14 protein-coding genes are annotated in these 15,581 nt (G+C 65.4%); 9 read left to right on the top strand and 5 right to left on the bottom strand.

The annotated features are described in order from the left end of the window. Nucleotides 1–30: 30 nt before the first annotated feature. Nucleotides 31–1,248, bottom strand: a complete 1,218-nt coding sequence (locus FGL98_RS01660; protein WP_146314930.1) for a YbfB/YjiJ family MFS transporter — start codon at nt 1,246–1,248, stop codon at nt 31–33. A gap of 309 nt (nt 1,249–1,557) precedes the next feature. Between FGL98_RS01660 and FGL98_RS01655 the strand changes: the two genes are divergently transcribed. From FGL98_RS01655 to FGL98_RS01635, 4 genes are all read left to right on the top strand, one after another. Then, nucleotides 1,558–2,466, top strand: coding sequence for a DNA-processing protein DprA (locus tag FGL98_RS01655; RefSeq protein WP_146314929.1), 909 nt, complete (start codon nt 1,558–1,560; stop codon nt 2,464–2,466). A 943-nt stretch (nt 2,467–3,409) separates the two neighbouring features. Further along, nucleotides 3,410–3,769 (top strand): hypothetical protein, encoded by a 360-nt coding sequence (locus tag FGL98_RS01645; protein ID WP_146314928.1) that lies wholly within the window; start codon nt 3,410–3,412, stop codon nt 3,767–3,769. Nucleotides 3,770–3,889: 120 nt separating this feature from the next. Continuing rightward, entirely contained in the window at nt 3,890–4,837 is a 948-nt protein-coding gene (locus FGL98_RS01640) for an HNH endonuclease (RefSeq protein ID WP_146314927.1), read from the top strand. 408 nt (nt 4,838–5,245) lie between these two features. Further along, nucleotides 5,246–10,462, top strand: coding sequence for an AAA domain-containing protein (locus FGL98_RS01635; RefSeq protein ID WP_186525915.1), 5,217 nt, complete (start codon nt 5,246–5,248; stop codon nt 10,460–10,462). A 172-nt stretch (nt 10,463–10,634) separates the two neighbouring features. Here the strand turns inward: FGL98_RS01635 and FGL98_RS01630 are convergent, their stop codons facing one another. The 4 genes from FGL98_RS01630 to FGL98_RS25725 all read right to left on the bottom strand — a co-directional run bounded on the left by FGL98_RS01630 (nt 10,635) and on the right by FGL98_RS25725 (nt 12,234). Next, nucleotides 10,635–11,093, bottom strand: a complete 459-nt coding sequence (locus FGL98_RS01630; protein WP_146314925.1) for a DUF433 domain-containing protein — start codon at nt 11,091–11,093, stop codon at nt 10,635–10,637. 54 nt (nt 11,094–11,147) lie between these two features. Beyond that, a complete protein-coding gene (locus FGL98_RS25180; protein WP_186525914.1) occupies nt 11,148–11,315 on the bottom strand; it encodes a hypothetical protein in 168 nt (55 codons plus the stop codon). 135 nt (nt 11,316–11,450) lie between these two features. Continuing rightward, entirely contained in the window at nt 11,451–12,032 is a 582-nt protein-coding gene (locus tag FGL98_RS01625; RefSeq protein ID WP_222431958.1) for an enoyl-CoA hydratase/isomerase family protein, read from the bottom strand. Beyond that, the gene (locus tag FGL98_RS25725) at nt 12,016–12,234 is read right to left on the bottom strand and encodes an enoyl-CoA hydratase/isomerase family protein (RefSeq protein ID WP_222431957.1); all 219 of its coding nucleotides are present in this window, start codon (nt 12,232–12,234) and stop codon (nt 12,016–12,018) included. The genes FGL98_RS01625 and FGL98_RS25725 overlap by 17 nt, the downstream gene beginning before the upstream one ends. Before the next feature lie 712 nt (nt 12,235–12,946). On the opposite strand from FGL98_RS25725, the gene FGL98_RS01620 reads away from it, so the two are divergent. The 5 genes from FGL98_RS01620 (at nt 12,947) to FGL98_RS01600 (ending at nt 15,534) form a co-directional block, all read left to right on the top strand. Then, a complete protein-coding gene (locus FGL98_RS01620; protein ID WP_246136320.1) occupies nt 12,947–13,378 on the top strand; it encodes an XRE family transcriptional regulator in 432 nt (143 codons plus the stop codon). After that, on the top strand, nt 13,375–13,752 hold the full coding sequence (locus FGL98_RS01615; protein ID WP_146314923.1) for a HepT-like ribonuclease domain-containing protein: 378 nt from the start codon (nt 13,375–13,377) through the stop codon (nt 13,750–13,752). The genes FGL98_RS01620 and FGL98_RS01615 overlap by 4 nt, the downstream gene beginning before the upstream one ends. A gap of 146 nt (nt 13,753–13,898) precedes the next feature. After that, nucleotides 13,899–14,705 (top strand): hypothetical protein, encoded by an 807-nt coding sequence (locus FGL98_RS01610; protein WP_146314922.1) that lies wholly within the window; start codon nt 13,899–13,901, stop codon nt 14,703–14,705. Nucleotides 14,706–14,995: 290 nt separating this feature from the next. Further along, complete coding sequence (locus FGL98_RS01605) at nt 14,996–15,196, top strand: hypothetical protein (RefSeq protein ID WP_146314921.1); 201 nt, start codon at nt 14,996–14,998, stop codon at nt 15,194–15,196. Continuing rightward, nucleotides 15,193–15,534, top strand: a complete 342-nt coding sequence (locus FGL98_RS01600; protein ID WP_146314920.1) for a type II toxin-antitoxin system PemK/MazF family toxin — start codon at nt 15,193–15,195, stop codon at nt 15,532–15,534. The genes FGL98_RS01605 and FGL98_RS01600 overlap by 4 nt, the downstream gene beginning before the upstream one ends. Nucleotides 15,535–15,581: the final 47 nt, after the last annotated feature.

The raw sequence follows: 15,581 nt of genomic DNA, 5'->3' as shown, positions 1-15,581 counted from the left end.
TCGGTCCCGATCAGGGGTGACGGACTCCTGCTACGCCCGCCGGTCACGCTGCGCGAGCCCGACGAGGGTGCCGATGGCGAGCAGTCCGCTGGAGAGCAACAGGCCTACGCGCACCCCGCCGGGACCGTCGGACAGGGCCCCGGCCAGCACCGGGCCGATGCTCTGACCGATCCCGAATGCCACGGTCAGCACGGCGACGGCCGCGCCGACCTGCACCGGCTCGAGCAGCACCCGCGCCAGGTTGATGACCGCCGTGGGCACCGCGAGGAACGCCGCCCCGAAGATCACCGCGGAGCCGAACGCGGCGAGGTTCCCGCCGCCGACCAGCGGCAGCAGCGAGCCGATCGTCGTCAGCGCCAGCGCGGCCGCGAGCCCGCGACCACCGGGATACCGGTCGAGGGCCGGCCCCCACGCCAGACCGGCGAGCACCGCCATCGCGCCGAGCACCGCCCAGAACGCGGTGATCCGCACCGACCCGAACCCCTCACCCTTGATGAACGCGACGATAAACGTCATGTAGGCGATGTACCCCGCGCCGAAGAGTCCGTAGGCCAGCAGCGCGGGCCCCAACCGGGCGACCGGCCAGTCCAGCGTGCGACGGCGCGGACCCGCCTGCGGCTCGTGCACGGCATACGCGGCGGGCAGCGCACCGGCGAGCGCGGCCACCGAGGCAATGCCGAGCACCAGCCAGCCCCAACGCCATCCGGCGCCTGCCCCGAGCCCCAGGACCGGTGGCACGCCGAGCGCAGAGATGACGATGCCCACGCCCGGCCCGCCCGCGGCATACAGGCCGATGAGGGTGGCCGACCGCCTGGCGGTCAGGTCGGAGACCAGCGCGGCGAGCAGTGCAGCGCCGGCGATGAAGACCACTGAGCCGCCCACCCCGGCGATCGCGCGCAGTGCCAGCAGCAGGGCGAACTGAGAGGTGACCGCCGAGACCGGCACGCTGAGCGCGGTGACGACCAGAGCGATGACGAATGGGCGGCGGCTGCCCGACCGTGCGATCAGCGGCCCCGCGACGAGGGCGCCGAGCAGGTAGCCGATGGAGTTGGCGGTGTTCATCGCACCGGCCTGCGCGAAGCTCCACCCCAGGTCGGCGCGCATCGGCGGCAGCAGCAGCGTGTAGGCGAACCGGGCCAGCCCCAGCACCACCACCGGCCCCAGCGTCAGCCCCGCCGCAACCAGCACCACCCGGCTGGGCGCCGAGCCGGAACCCGACGCTGCACGAGGCGACCACATGACGTCCATATTTGCACCCGGTCAGGAACGGCTCGGCATCGGCGGACGACCCGTTCGTCCACGGGCCCGACGACACCACCGAGTACGCCATCGACGCCGCGTCCACACCTCCGCACCGGCCGCCCGGGCCTGCGAGATCGTTGGCTGTGGCAGCAGAGCGCGGCTCAATGAACCAATGGGAGCGTTCCCGAGCGGTAGCGGTCGATCACACGACTCCCTGTCACACCCTGGTGCAAACCTGATCGCATGATCCGACAGATCCTCAGCAGGGTCCTCCCCACAGTCGACCGAGGCTTCCCGCGTGACTACGCTCGGCTCATGGAGCCTGACGAGCGCGAGACCGCCGCACTTCTGGCCCTTCTGCGGACGAAGCCGCGCGGCACCTCTTGGGGCTCCATCGCCGGTGAGGTGTCATTCGTCGGGAGCGCCATCCAGGTGCTCGATGGCGTGAGTAGCGAAGGACTGTTTCGCTCACCCGAGATTGACGAGGCTCTCTCGGCGGCGGCGCGTGATATTGCGCGGTGGAAGCAGGCAGGTCTGACCTGGGTCACTGTTCTCGATGACAGGTATCCCCATCGGCTACGCGACATCCGCGAGGCACCGCCATTCCTCTTCTACTCAGGCGACCTTCGAGCAGCTGACCAGGGGATGTCGGTCGTGGGCTCCCGAGCCGCCTCCGATTGGGGTGTTCGCTTTGCCGCCGACGCGGCGCACCTGCTCGTGCGCTCCGGTCTCAGTGTTGTCAGCGGGCTGGCTGAAGGCATCGATGCGTCGGCGCACCGCGCCACACTCGACGCGGGCGGACGAACCGTCGCCTTCCTCGGCACCGGGATCACGAGGTCCTACCCTGCAAAGAACAGGGACCTTCAGTCCGAGATCGGCGCCCGCGGGCTCGTGCTCTCGCAGTTCTACCCAGACATGTCACCGACCAAGCACACGTTCCCGATGCGCAACGCAACAATGTCCGGCTACGGCCTGGCCACGATCGTGGTCGAGGCCGGTGAGCAGTCCGGGGCACGCATCCAGGCTCGGGTCGCAGGCGAGCACGGACGGCCGGTGATCCTGACCAGACGAGTGGTCGACGGCACGACGTGGGGAGCCGATATGGCGCAACGCGCCAACGTCCGTGTCATCGGAACCTCCGATGAGCTCGAGGAAGCCGTGGGCGAGCTCAGGGGTGTGCACGACCGGCTCGAGTCTGCTCTCGAAGCACTCACAGCGGAATGACACGAGCGTTCCCGTCGGGTCTCGTCAACCTCGCAACCTCCCTGGATACTGAAGCGGGATCGTTCTTGGACAGCACGATTCACGCCGACCGTGTGACCTGCAAGGTCTGTTGTGCGCCGGTCGACGGCTACCCGATGTGTCATCCGTGTCAGGCACAAGTGCAGCTCGAGATTCCCGTGGCTGACCGGGTTGGGATCGTGGTGTATGCGGTGGAACCAGACTCCCAGACGTATCGCGTGGTCCGCGACTACAAGGGACGGCGCCCCGGGCCAAGCCACCGAGCGATCGTGTCGGCACTGCTCGCGCTCGGCCTGCGCGGGCACACGAGGTGCGCTCAGACGCTAGCTGGCATCGCGATCGACGGATGGGCCGTCGTGCCATCCACTCGAAGTCGCAGCACCCTTCGCGATCTTGTCCGGGAAACTACCCGCTCGCCGAGCAGGGAGCTGTCGATCCGATTCACCGGCGCGGCCGGCGAACGCGACTTCAGACCCGAGCACTGGGTAGTCGACAGTGACGTCGTGCCACGGCACGTGCTCATCATCGACGATGCATGGGTGACCGGGGCTCATGCACAATCCGTCGCGGCCTCGTTGAAACGCGCGGGGACCGAGTACGTCTCAATTCTGGCCGTTGCCAGAGTCCTTGACCCGAAGTGGGGACCAAACCGAGCGTTCATACATGAGCACCTCGGCGGTGGAACGTTCGACTGGACCCGCTGTCCGTGGACTGGAGGAAGCTGCCCATCGTGATCAGGTAGGCACCGCCGTATGGGCAAGCCAAGTGGACGCAGGCTGAGTTCGCAGAGTTCGCGCGCATCATCGGCACCTCCGCGACTCGGCTTTCGACCTACCTGTCCGGCACCACAATCCCTTCCGCGGCAATCTATCTGCGGGCTGTCCAGCTCGGTCCCGCAATCGAGCTGGCGGCCAAGCACCGACTGATGACTCCGGATCGTGCCACCGCGGCGATCAATGTCGCGCTCACCGACCTCAACGAGGACCACGCGCTGCGGATGGTGCTGCAATCAAGGGACGACCTGCGCGCCAACCCTGATGCGCGGGCGGCGTGGTGCCACCGGAGCGCAGAAGCTCACGGTCTCAACCTCGACGCTCTGCTACGAGCCGTGATTGGCCGTGAGTTCGGCGACGACCCACCCACGTGGACCATCGCAGACCCGCTTCCCGACGACTGGATGCCCGCGGACCCCTTTAGAACTGACGATCAGGTCCGCAACCAGACACCGAAGTGGTTGGCCCGGTGCCGGATCTATATCGCCGAGCGAGTTCTGCAGACAGCATGATCAGCGACGACTTCTCCCGCGAGGACATCGAGGACCTTCTCGAAGCCTGACTCTCAGGGGAACGGCCGACAGGTGCGCCATATCCGGGTGGCGGCGACGACGAGGGCGTAGCATCCATCTGTGGGCGCGTACGTCTTCCCTACCGACACAGAGTGGGCAGCATTTCTTCGAGCGCGCCCAGACCTCGACGAAGTGAACTTCTGGCTGCCGAGCACCGTGACGTTCAAAGCGCTGCAGGCAGGCGAGCGGTTCCTCTTCAAGAGCAAGGCCAAGGCTGGCGGTCGCCTGATCGGAGGCGGGCTGTTCAGCGGCCACGTCACGATGCGTGTCAGTGAGACCTGGGCAATCTATGGCGAGGGAAACGGCTGCGACTCTCCAGGCCAACTCCTCAAACGCATCAATCTCTACCGGGCGCGCAACAAGCAGGAGCCCGACCCGGATCCGACCATCGGGTGCATCCTGCTTCGGGACAGCTTCTTCGTGGAACCCGACGATGAACTACCCGTGCCGAGCACATACCCCGGTTCGGCCGTTCGCGGCCGCGGATACTCGGCCGACAACGGCGAGTGGTCATACATCGAGGAGGCCTTCGCCCAGATGCTGCTCTCGGCGAACGTGCCGATCCTTCACCCAGATTCCGATGCGGCATCGTTCATCGACGGCCCCACTCGCGGGGAGCCGAGGCTGTTCATCCCACGTGTAGGACAGAAGGGATTCAAGAGCCTTGTCCTCTCGTCCTACCATCACCGTTGCGCCATCTCGGGGGCGAAGATCACTCCGACCCTCCAGGCCGCGCACATTCGGCCCGTCTCAGAAGGAGGGGAGCATCGCGTCGACAATGGCATGCTCCTGCGGTCAGACGTGCACATCCTGTTCGACGCTGGCTACCTCGGCATCGATGACCATCATCGCCTTCAGGTCAGCCCGAGGCTGCGTTCTGATTTCGGCAACGGGGACGAGTTCTACTCGAAATCGGGAGAGGTCATCGACCTTCCTGATCGGAAGGTCGATAGACCAGATAAGGATGCAACCATGTGGCACATGGACACTATCTTCCGCGCTTCCTGAGCACAGTGTCTGGCGAACTCCGAAGCTAGCTTTCTGCGGCGGCCCTGTCAGTGGACCGCGTCTCCCACGTTCACACGGCTCGTGCGAGCCACCCTCCAGCACTCTATCGAGCACTGCCAGACGACGCACTCTGCCACCCAAACTCATCGAAGCAGAAGGATGCCTGCTGCACTGCCATCCGTGTATCGATTGGGTGACGGACTCGGGTCGCCACCGGTGCACCACAAGGCTCGCGTGGAACGGTCCGTCTGTCGTACCGGCAGGCACCTCCTGGGCCGAAGCCGCCGACGGGGTCGGGGATGCGGCCCGCATTTTTGGACCTGTGGCATGGTCAGGGCGCGCACAGATAGCCTGAAGCAATTGCCACCGAGGTCAAGAAAGCTGCCCAACCACGTGTCTGATCCTGTTATGAGCGACCCCGCTCACCGCGCGACGCGGCTGTTCCGGTTCCTCGCGCGCGCCCAAGAGATGAAGACCAAGCGAGTCAGGACGTTCGACTCCTACACGCAGATCGGCTCGGTGCAATGGCTGGCGGATGCGCCGCTGCACGAGGCAGTATTCGTCGCGCGTCGGGATGAAGCGCAGGACGACGAAGCAGATGAGCAGTTGGTGATGAGCATCGAGAGATTGGGCAAGCAGCCCGCCCCCGAGATACCTCAGGAGTTGACCGACTGGGTGACGCCAGCACCGAGTTCCACGTCAGAGCCACGGCTTCGCCAGGTGCAGGCGGGCTGGGCGCTCGAGTCCGAGGTTCCCACGAAGGCAAGTCTCGAGGATCGCCCCGACATCCAAGCGGCGTTCGACCAGTGGATGACTCTTTGGCGGCAGTGGGCTGCCGACGAGCGCAGGAATGCACCCGTGCGCGCATATTATGAGCAGCTCTTCCGCATCCACGCCCAGACCGTAGGGCGTGGCGAAGAACTCGAGTTCGTCCTGGGCTTGGGCCTGCTCAGCTGGCGGCCCTCCGATCAGCCCGACGTTCGACGGCATGTCTTCGTCTGCCCGCTGAAGGCCCTGATCGACGACCAATCAGGACGCATCGAGGTGAGCATCGATGACACAGCACGCGGCCTGAACTTCGAGAACGACATGCTCGACCCGGGCGCGCTGCCTGACCGCCACACTCTCGAAAAGGTCCAAGAGCAGGCGTCCGAGTATGCCGATCACGCGCTTGCCAGAGAGCCATTCAGAGCCCTTGCGTCGACCCTGGTGAACCATCTCGATGCGGCCGGCCGATATTTCGATGACGAGCAGCGGCGGCCACCGGCCGAAGACGCAGTCATCGCATGGTCGCCGGCGCTGATTCTCCGACCGCGGCGAGACATCGGCCTGGTCAGGGTGCTTGACGCCATTAGCGACCAGATCGAGTCGTCGGGCGCGGTGCCCGAAGGGATTATGCCCCTCGTCGATCCCGATCACGTGCCCGCTGTCAGCACCAACCCTCGGCCTGGGGCGGTCTTGGACATCGATGGAGACGTCTTCTCTCCGCTGCCCCTCAATGACGTCCAGCGGCAGATCCTCGAACGCGTGAGCCGGCACGCACAGACGCTGGTGCAGGGACCTCCAGGGACGGGGAAGACGCATACGGCAGCCGCACTGCTCTCCCACCTCCTCGCGCAGGGACAGCGAGTGCTGGTCACCGCGCACACAGACCGTGCACTCAGCGAGGTGCGCGGCAAGCTCCCGGACAAGATCAAGCCCCTCGCGGTCTCCGTCATTGGGTCGTCCCACGACGACATGGCGGATCTCAAGGTCGCCGTCGACACGATCTCCCGTGAGTCGAGTGACTTTGACCATGCCGCAGCCGACCATGAGATCACCAAGGCACTCACAGAGGTTGACGAGCTGCGAGGCGCGCGACAGGAGCTGGGTCACCAGTTGCTCCATGCGCGGGAGATCGAGACCGAGACCCACCACCACTTGGGGTACAACGGAACCCTTGCCCAGATCGCCCAGCGGTTCGACGACGAGGTCAACCAGTTCAGCTGGATTGGAGGCCTTGTCGAGTTTGACGGGCAGGTGCCCGCCGCGCTGAGCGACCGGGAGGCTACCTATTGGCTTGAGCTTCTTCGCTCCACGGAAATAGCCGACGACGAGCACGAAGCCCGAATGCGACTGGTCCCGCAAGATCAGGTCCCCGATCCCGAACGATTCTCCCAATCTGTAGCAGCCCGGGCGGAAGCGAGCGCTGCCGTCCAGCAGTTCAACCACCTTGCCCGTCACCCGGCACTGACGCCCGTTCAACGACTCTCCCCGACAGCGCGCTCCGAGGTGACCAAGGAGCTCGTCAGTCTGATGAACGAGGTGGACGCACTGCCCTTGCAGCGCACCCAGTGGATGGAAAAAGCCGTGCACGATGTGCGATCTGGGTTGTCACGCGTGTGGGTCGACCGGCACGAAGCGATCGCCAACCGACTTCGCGGCGTCACCTTGGCAATCACCTTCCTGGGTGTTGGCACGACGGTGCGGTGCCCGGAAGATGCGGGACCCCTGCTTGCCATGGCGGAGACGCTAAAGGCTCACCTCGCGACCCATGGGCCTCTGAAATTGCATCCTGACGGCACGCCAAAGATCGGCGTCTTCGCTCCGTCCGTGGTCAAGAAGGTTGACCTACTCTTCGAGCAGGTCAAGGTGAACGGCCTGCCACCGACCGACGCACGGGCGCTGGAGCTGTTCCGGGCGCACACCGACGCCAGTCGGCTACTGAACGAGCTCGACCACGCGTGGCCCGTCAGCGTCACGATCCCAGACGAGGACACGCTGAATGCGCGTGCCAGCTGGCATCAAGGTCAGTTCGAGCAGCTGGCACGCGTGCTCAACCTCGGCCAGGACCTTGACCGAGTCGGAGTACGCTTCGCCGAGCTGGGTGTGCCGCACCCCGACTGGGCAGACCGCGACGCGATTCAGCAATACACGGAGCTCGTAGACGCCGCAAACGCCCACGACCACAAAGCCGAAGCCACCGGAAGCCTTCGCGCCGAAATCCAGCACGTCGTGGACACGACCGCCTGGGACGACGCCTCACCCGTCGTGCACGACCTCTCCGCGGCCGCGCAGTCCGCCGACTCTGAAGCGTACGCGCGTGCCTACGCCCGACATCAAAAGCTGCACGAGGTGAAAGCACTAGTCCAACAACGCGACCAGCTGACGGCCCGACTCAAATCGACGGCGCCCGCGCTCGCGGCCGCCGTTATCGACACCGCTCCAGACATCGCGTGGAGTGAGCGATTCAGCGAACTCGGTGCGGCCTGGACCTGGGGCAACATCGGCGCCTGGATCCTCGCCCGAGATGACGTTGACTCCAACGTGGCCCAGGCGAAGATCACAGTCATTGAGCAGCGCCTGCGGGAGAAGGCTGAGCTGATCGCGGCCCTGCGTGCCTGGAAGCACGCGGTCGGCGAGGACAGGATCACCGGTTCCGCCCGCGCGAACCTGACTCAGTACTCACAGCTTGTGCGCCGACTCGGGAAGGGAACTGGAAAGTACGCAGCGCTGCAGCGAACCGGCATCCGTGACGCCATGGACCGCTCACGTTCGGCCGTGCCCGTATGGATCATGCCGATCTACCGCATCGCCGAGCAGTTCGACGTCACGGAGAACATGTTCGACGTAGTTCTGGTCGACGAGGCATCCCAGGCCGGGGTCGAGGCGGCATTCCTCCAGTTTCTCGCGCCGAAGATCGTTGTTATCGGCGACGACAAGCAGGTGTCGCCGAGCGCGGTCGGAATCGATCAGGGCGAGCTGCGGCAGCTGGCTGCCCGGTACCTCTACGACAACGAGCACCGGGACTCCTGGCAAGATCCGAAGCGCTCACTGTTCGACGAGGCAGTCATGCGCTTCGGGTCACGGCTCACGCTGCGCGAGCACCGGCGATGCGTCCCAGAGATCATCGGGTTCTCCAACCGAATCGCCTACGAGCCCGACGGTGTCCGGCTACTGCCGGTGCGGCAGTTCGGCGCCGATCGGCTCGAGCCGATCAGGCAGGTGTTCCTGGCGGACGCCTACCAGGAGGGGCAGTCGCGCAACAGGATCAACCGCGGGGAGGCACGAGCAATCGTCGATCAGATCAAGGCGTGTTGCGAGGACCCGGCCTACGACGACAAGTCCATAGGCGTGATCTCGCTACTTGGCCGCACGCAGGCACAGCTCATCGAGACACTGCTGCTGCAGGAGATCCCCAATGAGGAATGGGTTGCCCGAGACCTTCGAGCTGGTGACGCGCCAGACTTTCAGGGCTCGGAGAGAGACGTCATCTTCCTCTCGATGGTTGCGTCGATCGAGCCAGGATCTCGGCTCGCTCCACTCACCCGAGACGAGTACCTACAGCGTTACAACGTTGCGGCCTCCCGGGCAAGGGACCAGATGTGGCTCTATCACTCAGTGAGCTTGGACGAGCTGCCCAACTCCGAGGATCTGCGCCACCAGCTGATCGCCTACGTCGAGGAGGTCGCATCCGCGGGACGGTTCTGGGCAGATGAGTCACCGGCCGTGTCCGAAGTCGACCGCGTCGACCCATTCGACTCCCTTTTTGAGCAGCGCGTTTATAACCGGATCGTGCATCGTGGATACGTCGTGGAACCTCAGTTTGACGCGAATGGCTACAAGATTGATCTCGTCGTGGTCGGTGCGCAGGGCCGCCTCGCGGTCGAGTGCGACGGTGACCACTGGCACGGCCCTGACGCCTATCTGCAGGATCTCGCACGGCAGCGGGACCTGGAGCGATGCGGATGGACGTTCTTTCGCGTGCGCGAGTCCAGTTTTTACGTTGACGAAGTGAGCGCGCTCGCTGGCCTGTGGGAGCAGCTCGGTCAACTCGATATTCGCCCTGGTGGATGGGTGACTGAGAGCGGCAGCTTGGAGTTCGAAGAAAGCCTTGGTCTCAAGGATCCCGATGAGATCGAGGAGCCCGACGATGCACCGCTTGACGCAGCCGGGCCTTTGCGTGCGCGCCCGACTTCAACGGTTATCCCGGATCCTGCCGAGAGCTCCCGCTCCTCGCTGAATTCACTCGGAAGTCCGCCTCCCGCGCTGGCAGACGACGAAGAGCAGTCGGCAGACAGCACCACAACCGGACTTGCTCCTTACGTGCAGTTCGATGGTGCCACCGTCCCGCTTGACTCAGCGTCTCGTCAGGAGATAGCGGAAGGACTCGTGGAGATCGTGCGAGCAGAGGGGCCGATCCTTGGCGAGCGGCTCCGCCACGTCTACGTCAAAGCCTCTGGCGGCGAACGTGTAGGCCGGAATATCGCAGGCCAGCTGAACCGAGCCATTTGGGCTGCGGCTCAGCGCGGGGACCTACTCTCCGACAACCCCTTCAAAGAGGCTGGCCAGGCATCCCGATCATTCCGGCTTCCCGGTCAGGACGCCTCTGCCGTGCGGGAACTCGGACCTCGGACTCTCGCGCAGATACCACCGCTGGAGCTTGCCTCGGTGCTGCAGATGCTGTCCAATGGCGTCTCCGATATGTCGCAGACTGAGCTGTACCGCCGTGCGCTCGCGCTTCTCGGCCGGAAGTCACTGACTGAGGCATCGCGAGCTCAGCTCGACCGCGCGCTTACCCTTACCAGCGACGGCCAGCGGATGAGTCACGAGCAATCGACAGGGCTGAACTCTGGCGATGAGTGACCCGCAGAACGTTCCGCATCGCAAATACAGCGTGACGGCCCGTGGCAGTCGCCGCCGAGGGCGCCACCGCTGAATAGCGCCTGAAGCACTACTTGCTTGGAAGTGCGCCCGACAGCCATCCGGACGGTTGGCGAGTCGGGCTTCGCGCCGCCCGCCGGATCAAACCCACGGTTCACCCAGCAAGCGCGAGAGTGCTCAGCTCAAACCTGAGCGCATCTTCATCCTGATCCGACTCCAGTTCATACGTCTTGGCGAGGGAGACCAACGACTCACCCGCCCGATAGTCCTCGGCAAGCACTGCCGTCCGGACGCCCCGGATGCTTGGCTGACCGACGTTTCGCTGTGGATCAAGCCGCACCGCATGACTCGACCACAACGGCCGGACAGCGGTTGCGATGCCATCGACGTAGTCGACAGAGTCCGCAAACCGCTGAGTCTCGGCCGGCAAGATCATCTGCCCGTTCCGAACGACCACGAGCTGAAGGGCCTGCTCAAGGCCGACCTCGGTCTGCACCCGCAGCACGAGCTCCTGGCCTTCGACCTCCAGAAACGGCCGCATGTGTGCCAGCGGATAGGGGCCGAACTCCTCCCGAAGACGGACCACCGCAGGCCGCAACTTCTGCAGCGACACACTCCGATCACGGAACTGCGCAAGCAGGCGTGCCCCCCACGATCTCTCCCCAGGTCACCAGATCAGCACCTGTCGACTCATCACGAAGTAAGGCTCGTAGAACACTCCGCCGCGTTGGTAGCCCTCGAGCCAACGCCGCCCCGTCCCAGGGGTGAGCGAATTCAACCGGTCCACATCCGCATACGTGTAGATGGCTCGCTCGAGCAGCGATGTTGTCGACATAACCAACATCATGCCGGCCTCGGCGGCCTCTGGCTCGCCCATATCCGCAGGCATGTGGCGCGCAGCGACGGCTCGCGCCCGCCACGCCCCCGTCCCGGAGGTGCGACACGGACCGGGTTGACGACCAACTCAGCCTCAGCGCCAGGTGAACTCCGGTGCGCGTCGTTCCAAGAAGGCCGTGATCCCTTCGCGGGTGTCGGCCGCGCACATCATCTCCCGTTGCCAGGGCACGGCCTGCGCCCCTGCACCGTCCGGCCCGTCGGTGCCGTGCAGCGCGGCCGCGTTGACGATGGCCTTGGCACCACACAGGCTCAGCTGGGAGCGGGATATCATCGTGGCCAACAGCTCCGCGACCGCCTCGTCGAGTGAGTCATCGCGGGCCGGTTCGTCGACCAGTCCCATCCGCCAGGCCTCCTGCGCGCAGATCAGCTCACCGGTGAAGAGCAGGCGCTTGGCCGCGGCCGGACCAACCGCGGCGGTCAGCCGCGCGGTGGTGCGTGGCGGGTAGACGACCCCGATCTTGCTCGGAGTGATCCCAAATCTGGCGCCGGCTGAGGTGATTCGCAGATCGCACGCGAGGGCGAGCTGCACTCCCCCGCCGACACAGGCACCACGGATCGCAGCAATGGTCGGCTTCGGGAATGCCGCCAGGGCCTCCTCCCCACGCTCGGGCGCCGACAGCGGCATACTCCCGCGGTTGTCATCGTCGGGCGCCACCGCCCGGACCCTCGGGATCGGCGGCGAGCGCGGCCAGGACCTCGGGCAACTCCCGCCACATCCGGGCGCTCATCGCGTTCCGCTTCAAGGGGTTGGACAGTGTGACGGTCACGATCGGCCCGTGGACATCGCAGACCACGTCCCCATCCGAATCCACCGGCGCGGAGTCGGTGCCGGCGGCTGCGTTCTCGTTGAGGGTCATCCTGCTCACCTCGCTTCCGCGCCGGTGCCCAGCGCATGACTTGTGCCGACCGGGACGTTCCGTCAAACGCTCCCATGATCGGGGACACACCGGGATTCCGGCAGGACTCAAGACCCCGTGTTTTCCCGGTCGGCTCTGACACGCGGCCCACTGCCGTGTTGGTGGATCGATGATCAGTTCGCGAAGTGCTCCCAGCAGGCCTTCGTCTCTGCCGGATACAGCACGAATACGTGCCCGGCGCAACTGATCGACGTCAGCTCCCTGCCTGCACTGAACCCGCACCGTCGCCGGCAAGACCGTGACCCGCACCCTGACCCCCCGAGCAGGCCGGGCGCTACCAGCCCTGGTTCGACAACGCCCGCCGCCGACGTGAACTGCTCACCGACCTTGAAGCCCAATCCCTCAAGGTGTTCCACGACGCCGAGGACTGATCGGGAAAATGCCGAGATATCGCCGGCAAGATGTGCGGAACGTCAGCCCGAAGGCCTTCCTCCTCCCCGATACCGACCGCAATGAATGAGCGATGACGCATGTGCGATCGGCGTGCACATCGACAGCAACCCAGCCGTCCGGCACGACGCACTCGGCACGCTTGCGGCTGCAGGTGTCTGATCCCAGACATATTCTGCGGCGGTCCGGGCAGAACCTCGAGGTCTACCGGCCTGATCCGGACGGCACTTCAATGCATATAACTACTGATATGATCACGGGTATGGATGTGCGGGCGATGCGGCAGCGGGCCAAGCTCTCACAACGAGAACTGGCTGGGGCGACCGGGATTGCCCAACCCAACATTTCTGCCTACGAGTCGGGCAGGCTCACTCCGAGCACGGCCACCCTTGCCCGCATCGAAGAGGCCACGAGGGTGCGGCCGTCAGTGCTGCTTGCACGAATGCGTGCGCAGGTCACCGCCGTTGCTGCCCGTCATCACGCAAGCAACTTGCGCGTGTTCGGGTCGGTCGCCACAGGGTCGGATACCTCGTCGTCCGACCTCGACCTGCTGGTGCACTTCTCCGACACGGCGAGCCTGTACGACCAGATCGGACTCACCCAGGAGCTGGAAGCGCTGCTTGGGGTCAGCGTGGACGTGATCTCTGACGGCGCGGTCGGTGTGGAGCGCATCGAGCACGCGGTGGCCGTGTGAACCAGGCCGGCGACAGCAACCAGGTGCAGCGGACCTTGAAGGACATCCTGGACTTTGCCGACGAGGTGGACCAGTACGTGATAGCGCTCGGGGAGTCGAACTTCCATGAGCATCGCCCGACCGAGTATGTCGCCGAAGCGTTGCTGCACCGGATCGGAGAGGCGATCTCCCGCCTACCCGAAGACTTTACGGCCGCGCACCCGGAGGTGTCGTGGCAGAAGATGAAGAGCATGAGGAACGTCGTTGCCCATGAGTACGGCTTCATTGACTACCACATCGTCTGGCGTGCGCTGAGCACCAAGCTCCCAGAAGATGTCGCAGCCATCGAACGCATCCTCAGGCATGGTGATCTGAGCACTCCGGCTTCGCCGTAATTGGATCGTCTGGAGCTGATCGGCGAACCAGCCGGTCAGCACGCGGGAACGCCTGACGAGATCGGCACGACGACGACCCGTATACACCCTGCGTCAGACCGACTGCTGCCGTCGAGAGCGGCGACCTCGGGTGCGATGATGCGTCAATGGCACAACGCAAGCGCCGACCGCCCCGCCGCAACGCGACGAGGACACAGGTGCCGCGCCCTCAGCCCGCCCACGCGGAGCTGAACCAGACCTTCGACGACGCAGCCGCATCGGTCATCGGCGAGATTGCTCGGGCCCGCCACCCCTTCGGCGCCGAAGCAGCGCTCTGCGGGGCGTTCTACGCCTCCGAGGCCGCAGCGCCGCAGGACGCCGACGACGACGAGCGACTCGCCGCGTTGACCACCATGCTCACCGAGCTCGTCACGTATGCCGAACGCCTGGCCGACGACCGTGGGCTCGCCTTCCTGCGCGCCGCCTCGATCCTTGGACCCGACGCGACCCGTGACGTCGCACGCAGCCGTGCCCAGGCGCTCGCAAGCAAGGGCGTCCCCGACCGCCCGTGGGCGGAGCACATCGGCCGGCCGAGCCTGCTACGCGCGTGGCACTATGGCGACGACTTCGGCGAGCAGGAGTCGATCGGCCTCACCTTCAGCTACCGAGGCCGAGACCACACCATGCTGGTCCTCATCGACCACCTGTTGGGCGGCGGTGTCAAGGACTGCTGGGTGTCCGAGGGCCGAAAGGCGACGAAGCTGCACGACGACACCGCCCGAACCATCGCGACCAAGCCGGCGACGTTCTTCCGCGACGTCGACGCTCCAGGTGCAGCCAGTGTGCTCGAGACCGCACTGACCAGTCGGGCCTGCCCGATCCAGCCCGACCAGGTGGAGGACGTCGCGCAGAACCTTTACCTACTTCGCTCTCGTACCGAGAACCTGGGTCGACTCCAGGCCGCCGGACGCTGAAGTCTCCCCAGCTGGCGCTTGACGGCGGCCTACTCGTCGCGAATCTTCCGGTCGGCCCGTAGCGCCTCGGCGAGCCCATGGCTGCGTGATCGTCGCACCGCACGTCTGGTCGCCAACCAATCGACAAGCCCGTTGCGAGTTACACCGTGTTGACCGACACCCGCACCTGGATCCGCTCCAGCGCGGAAACGCGAGTCCGAGTCATTTATCAATCTGCCTGCGTCCGCCGCGCTGAGCCGAACGACTCAACATGTTAAACATTTGTCGGACACCTTGCTAGTATGAATGGCATGCCTGCATCGATCGGTTTCCGCCCCACCCAAGAGGACGAGCGCATCCTGCACGAGGCCGCGCAGCCGGGCGAGAGCACCTCGGACACCCTGCGCCGGGCGCTGCGGCTCTTGGACCACGAACGGTGGCTGGAGCAGTTTCGCGCCGACGGGGAGGCGCTGAGGGGCGAGGATGTCAACGCGGAGCCCGAAGCCTGGTGATCCGCGGAGCCGTTTACCGGATCGACCTTGGCCGGCCCCGCGGCCATGAGCAAGGCGGCAAGCGTCTGGGTCTGGTGGTGTCCCCGTCGAACTCACCGCTGTCGGTCGTGACCGTGATCCCGACATCGACGTCAGCCGGCCCGGCCATCCACCGCCCTGAGCTGGAAATCACCGGTCGGCCGACACGGATGCTTGTCGACCAGATCCGTTCGATCGACGCCGACTACGTCGTGGGTGACCCGGTCGACTACCTGACCCGAGACCAGTTGGGCAGCGTCGAACTCGCGCTGGCCCACTATCTAGGCGTACAAGACGCCACCCCACCGCGATTCCCCTAGCATCAACACAGTGCGTCGCCGAACGCCCTGATCCTCTGCGCGATCGT

Source organism: Leekyejoonella antrihumi (genome assembly GCF_007845645.1).
Classification (GTDB): Bacteria; Actinomycetota; Actinomycetes; order Actinomycetales; family Dermatophilaceae; genus Leekyejoonella; species Leekyejoonella antrihumi.
The sequence above is the reverse complement of the archived record's forward strand: the minus strand, read 5'-3'. Positions and strand labels throughout refer to the sequence as shown.

Bases quoted from the DNA above. Each gene is read 5' to 3' on its own strand.
- FGL98_RS01660 (WP_146314930.1), bottom strand. From the start codon at position 1,248: ATGGACGTCATGTGGTCGCCTCGTGCAGCGTCGGGTTCCGGCTCGGCG.
- FGL98_RS01655 (WP_146314929.1), top strand. From the start codon at position 1,558: ATGGAGCCTGACGAGCGCGAGACCGCCGCACTTCTGGCCCTTCTGCGG.
- FGL98_RS01645 (WP_146314928.1), top strand. From the start codon at position 3,410: ATGACTCCGGATCGTGCCACCGCGGCGATCAATGTCGCGCTCACCGAC.
- FGL98_RS01635 (WP_186525915.1), top strand. From the start codon at position 5,246: ATGAGCGACCCCGCTCACCGCGCGACGCGGCTGTTCCGGTTCCTCGCG.
- FGL98_RS25180 (WP_186525914.1), bottom strand. From the start codon at position 11,315: ATGTCGACAACATCGCTGCTCGAGCGAGCCATCTACACGTATGCGGAT.
- FGL98_RS25725 (WP_222431957.1), bottom strand. From the start codon at position 12,234: ATGACCCTCAACGAGAACGCAGCCGCCGGCACCGACTCCGCGCCGGTG.
- FGL98_RS01620 (WP_246136320.1), top strand. From the start codon at position 12,947: ATGGATGTGCGGGCGATGCGGCAGCGGGCCAAGCTCTCACAACGAGAA.
- FGL98_RS01610 (WP_146314922.1), top strand. From the start codon at position 13,899: ATGGCACAACGCAAGCGCCGACCGCCCCGCCGCAACGCGACGAGGACA.
- FGL98_RS01605 (WP_146314921.1), top strand. From the start codon at position 14,996: ATGCCTGCATCGATCGGTTTCCGCCCCACCCAAGAGGACGAGCGCATC.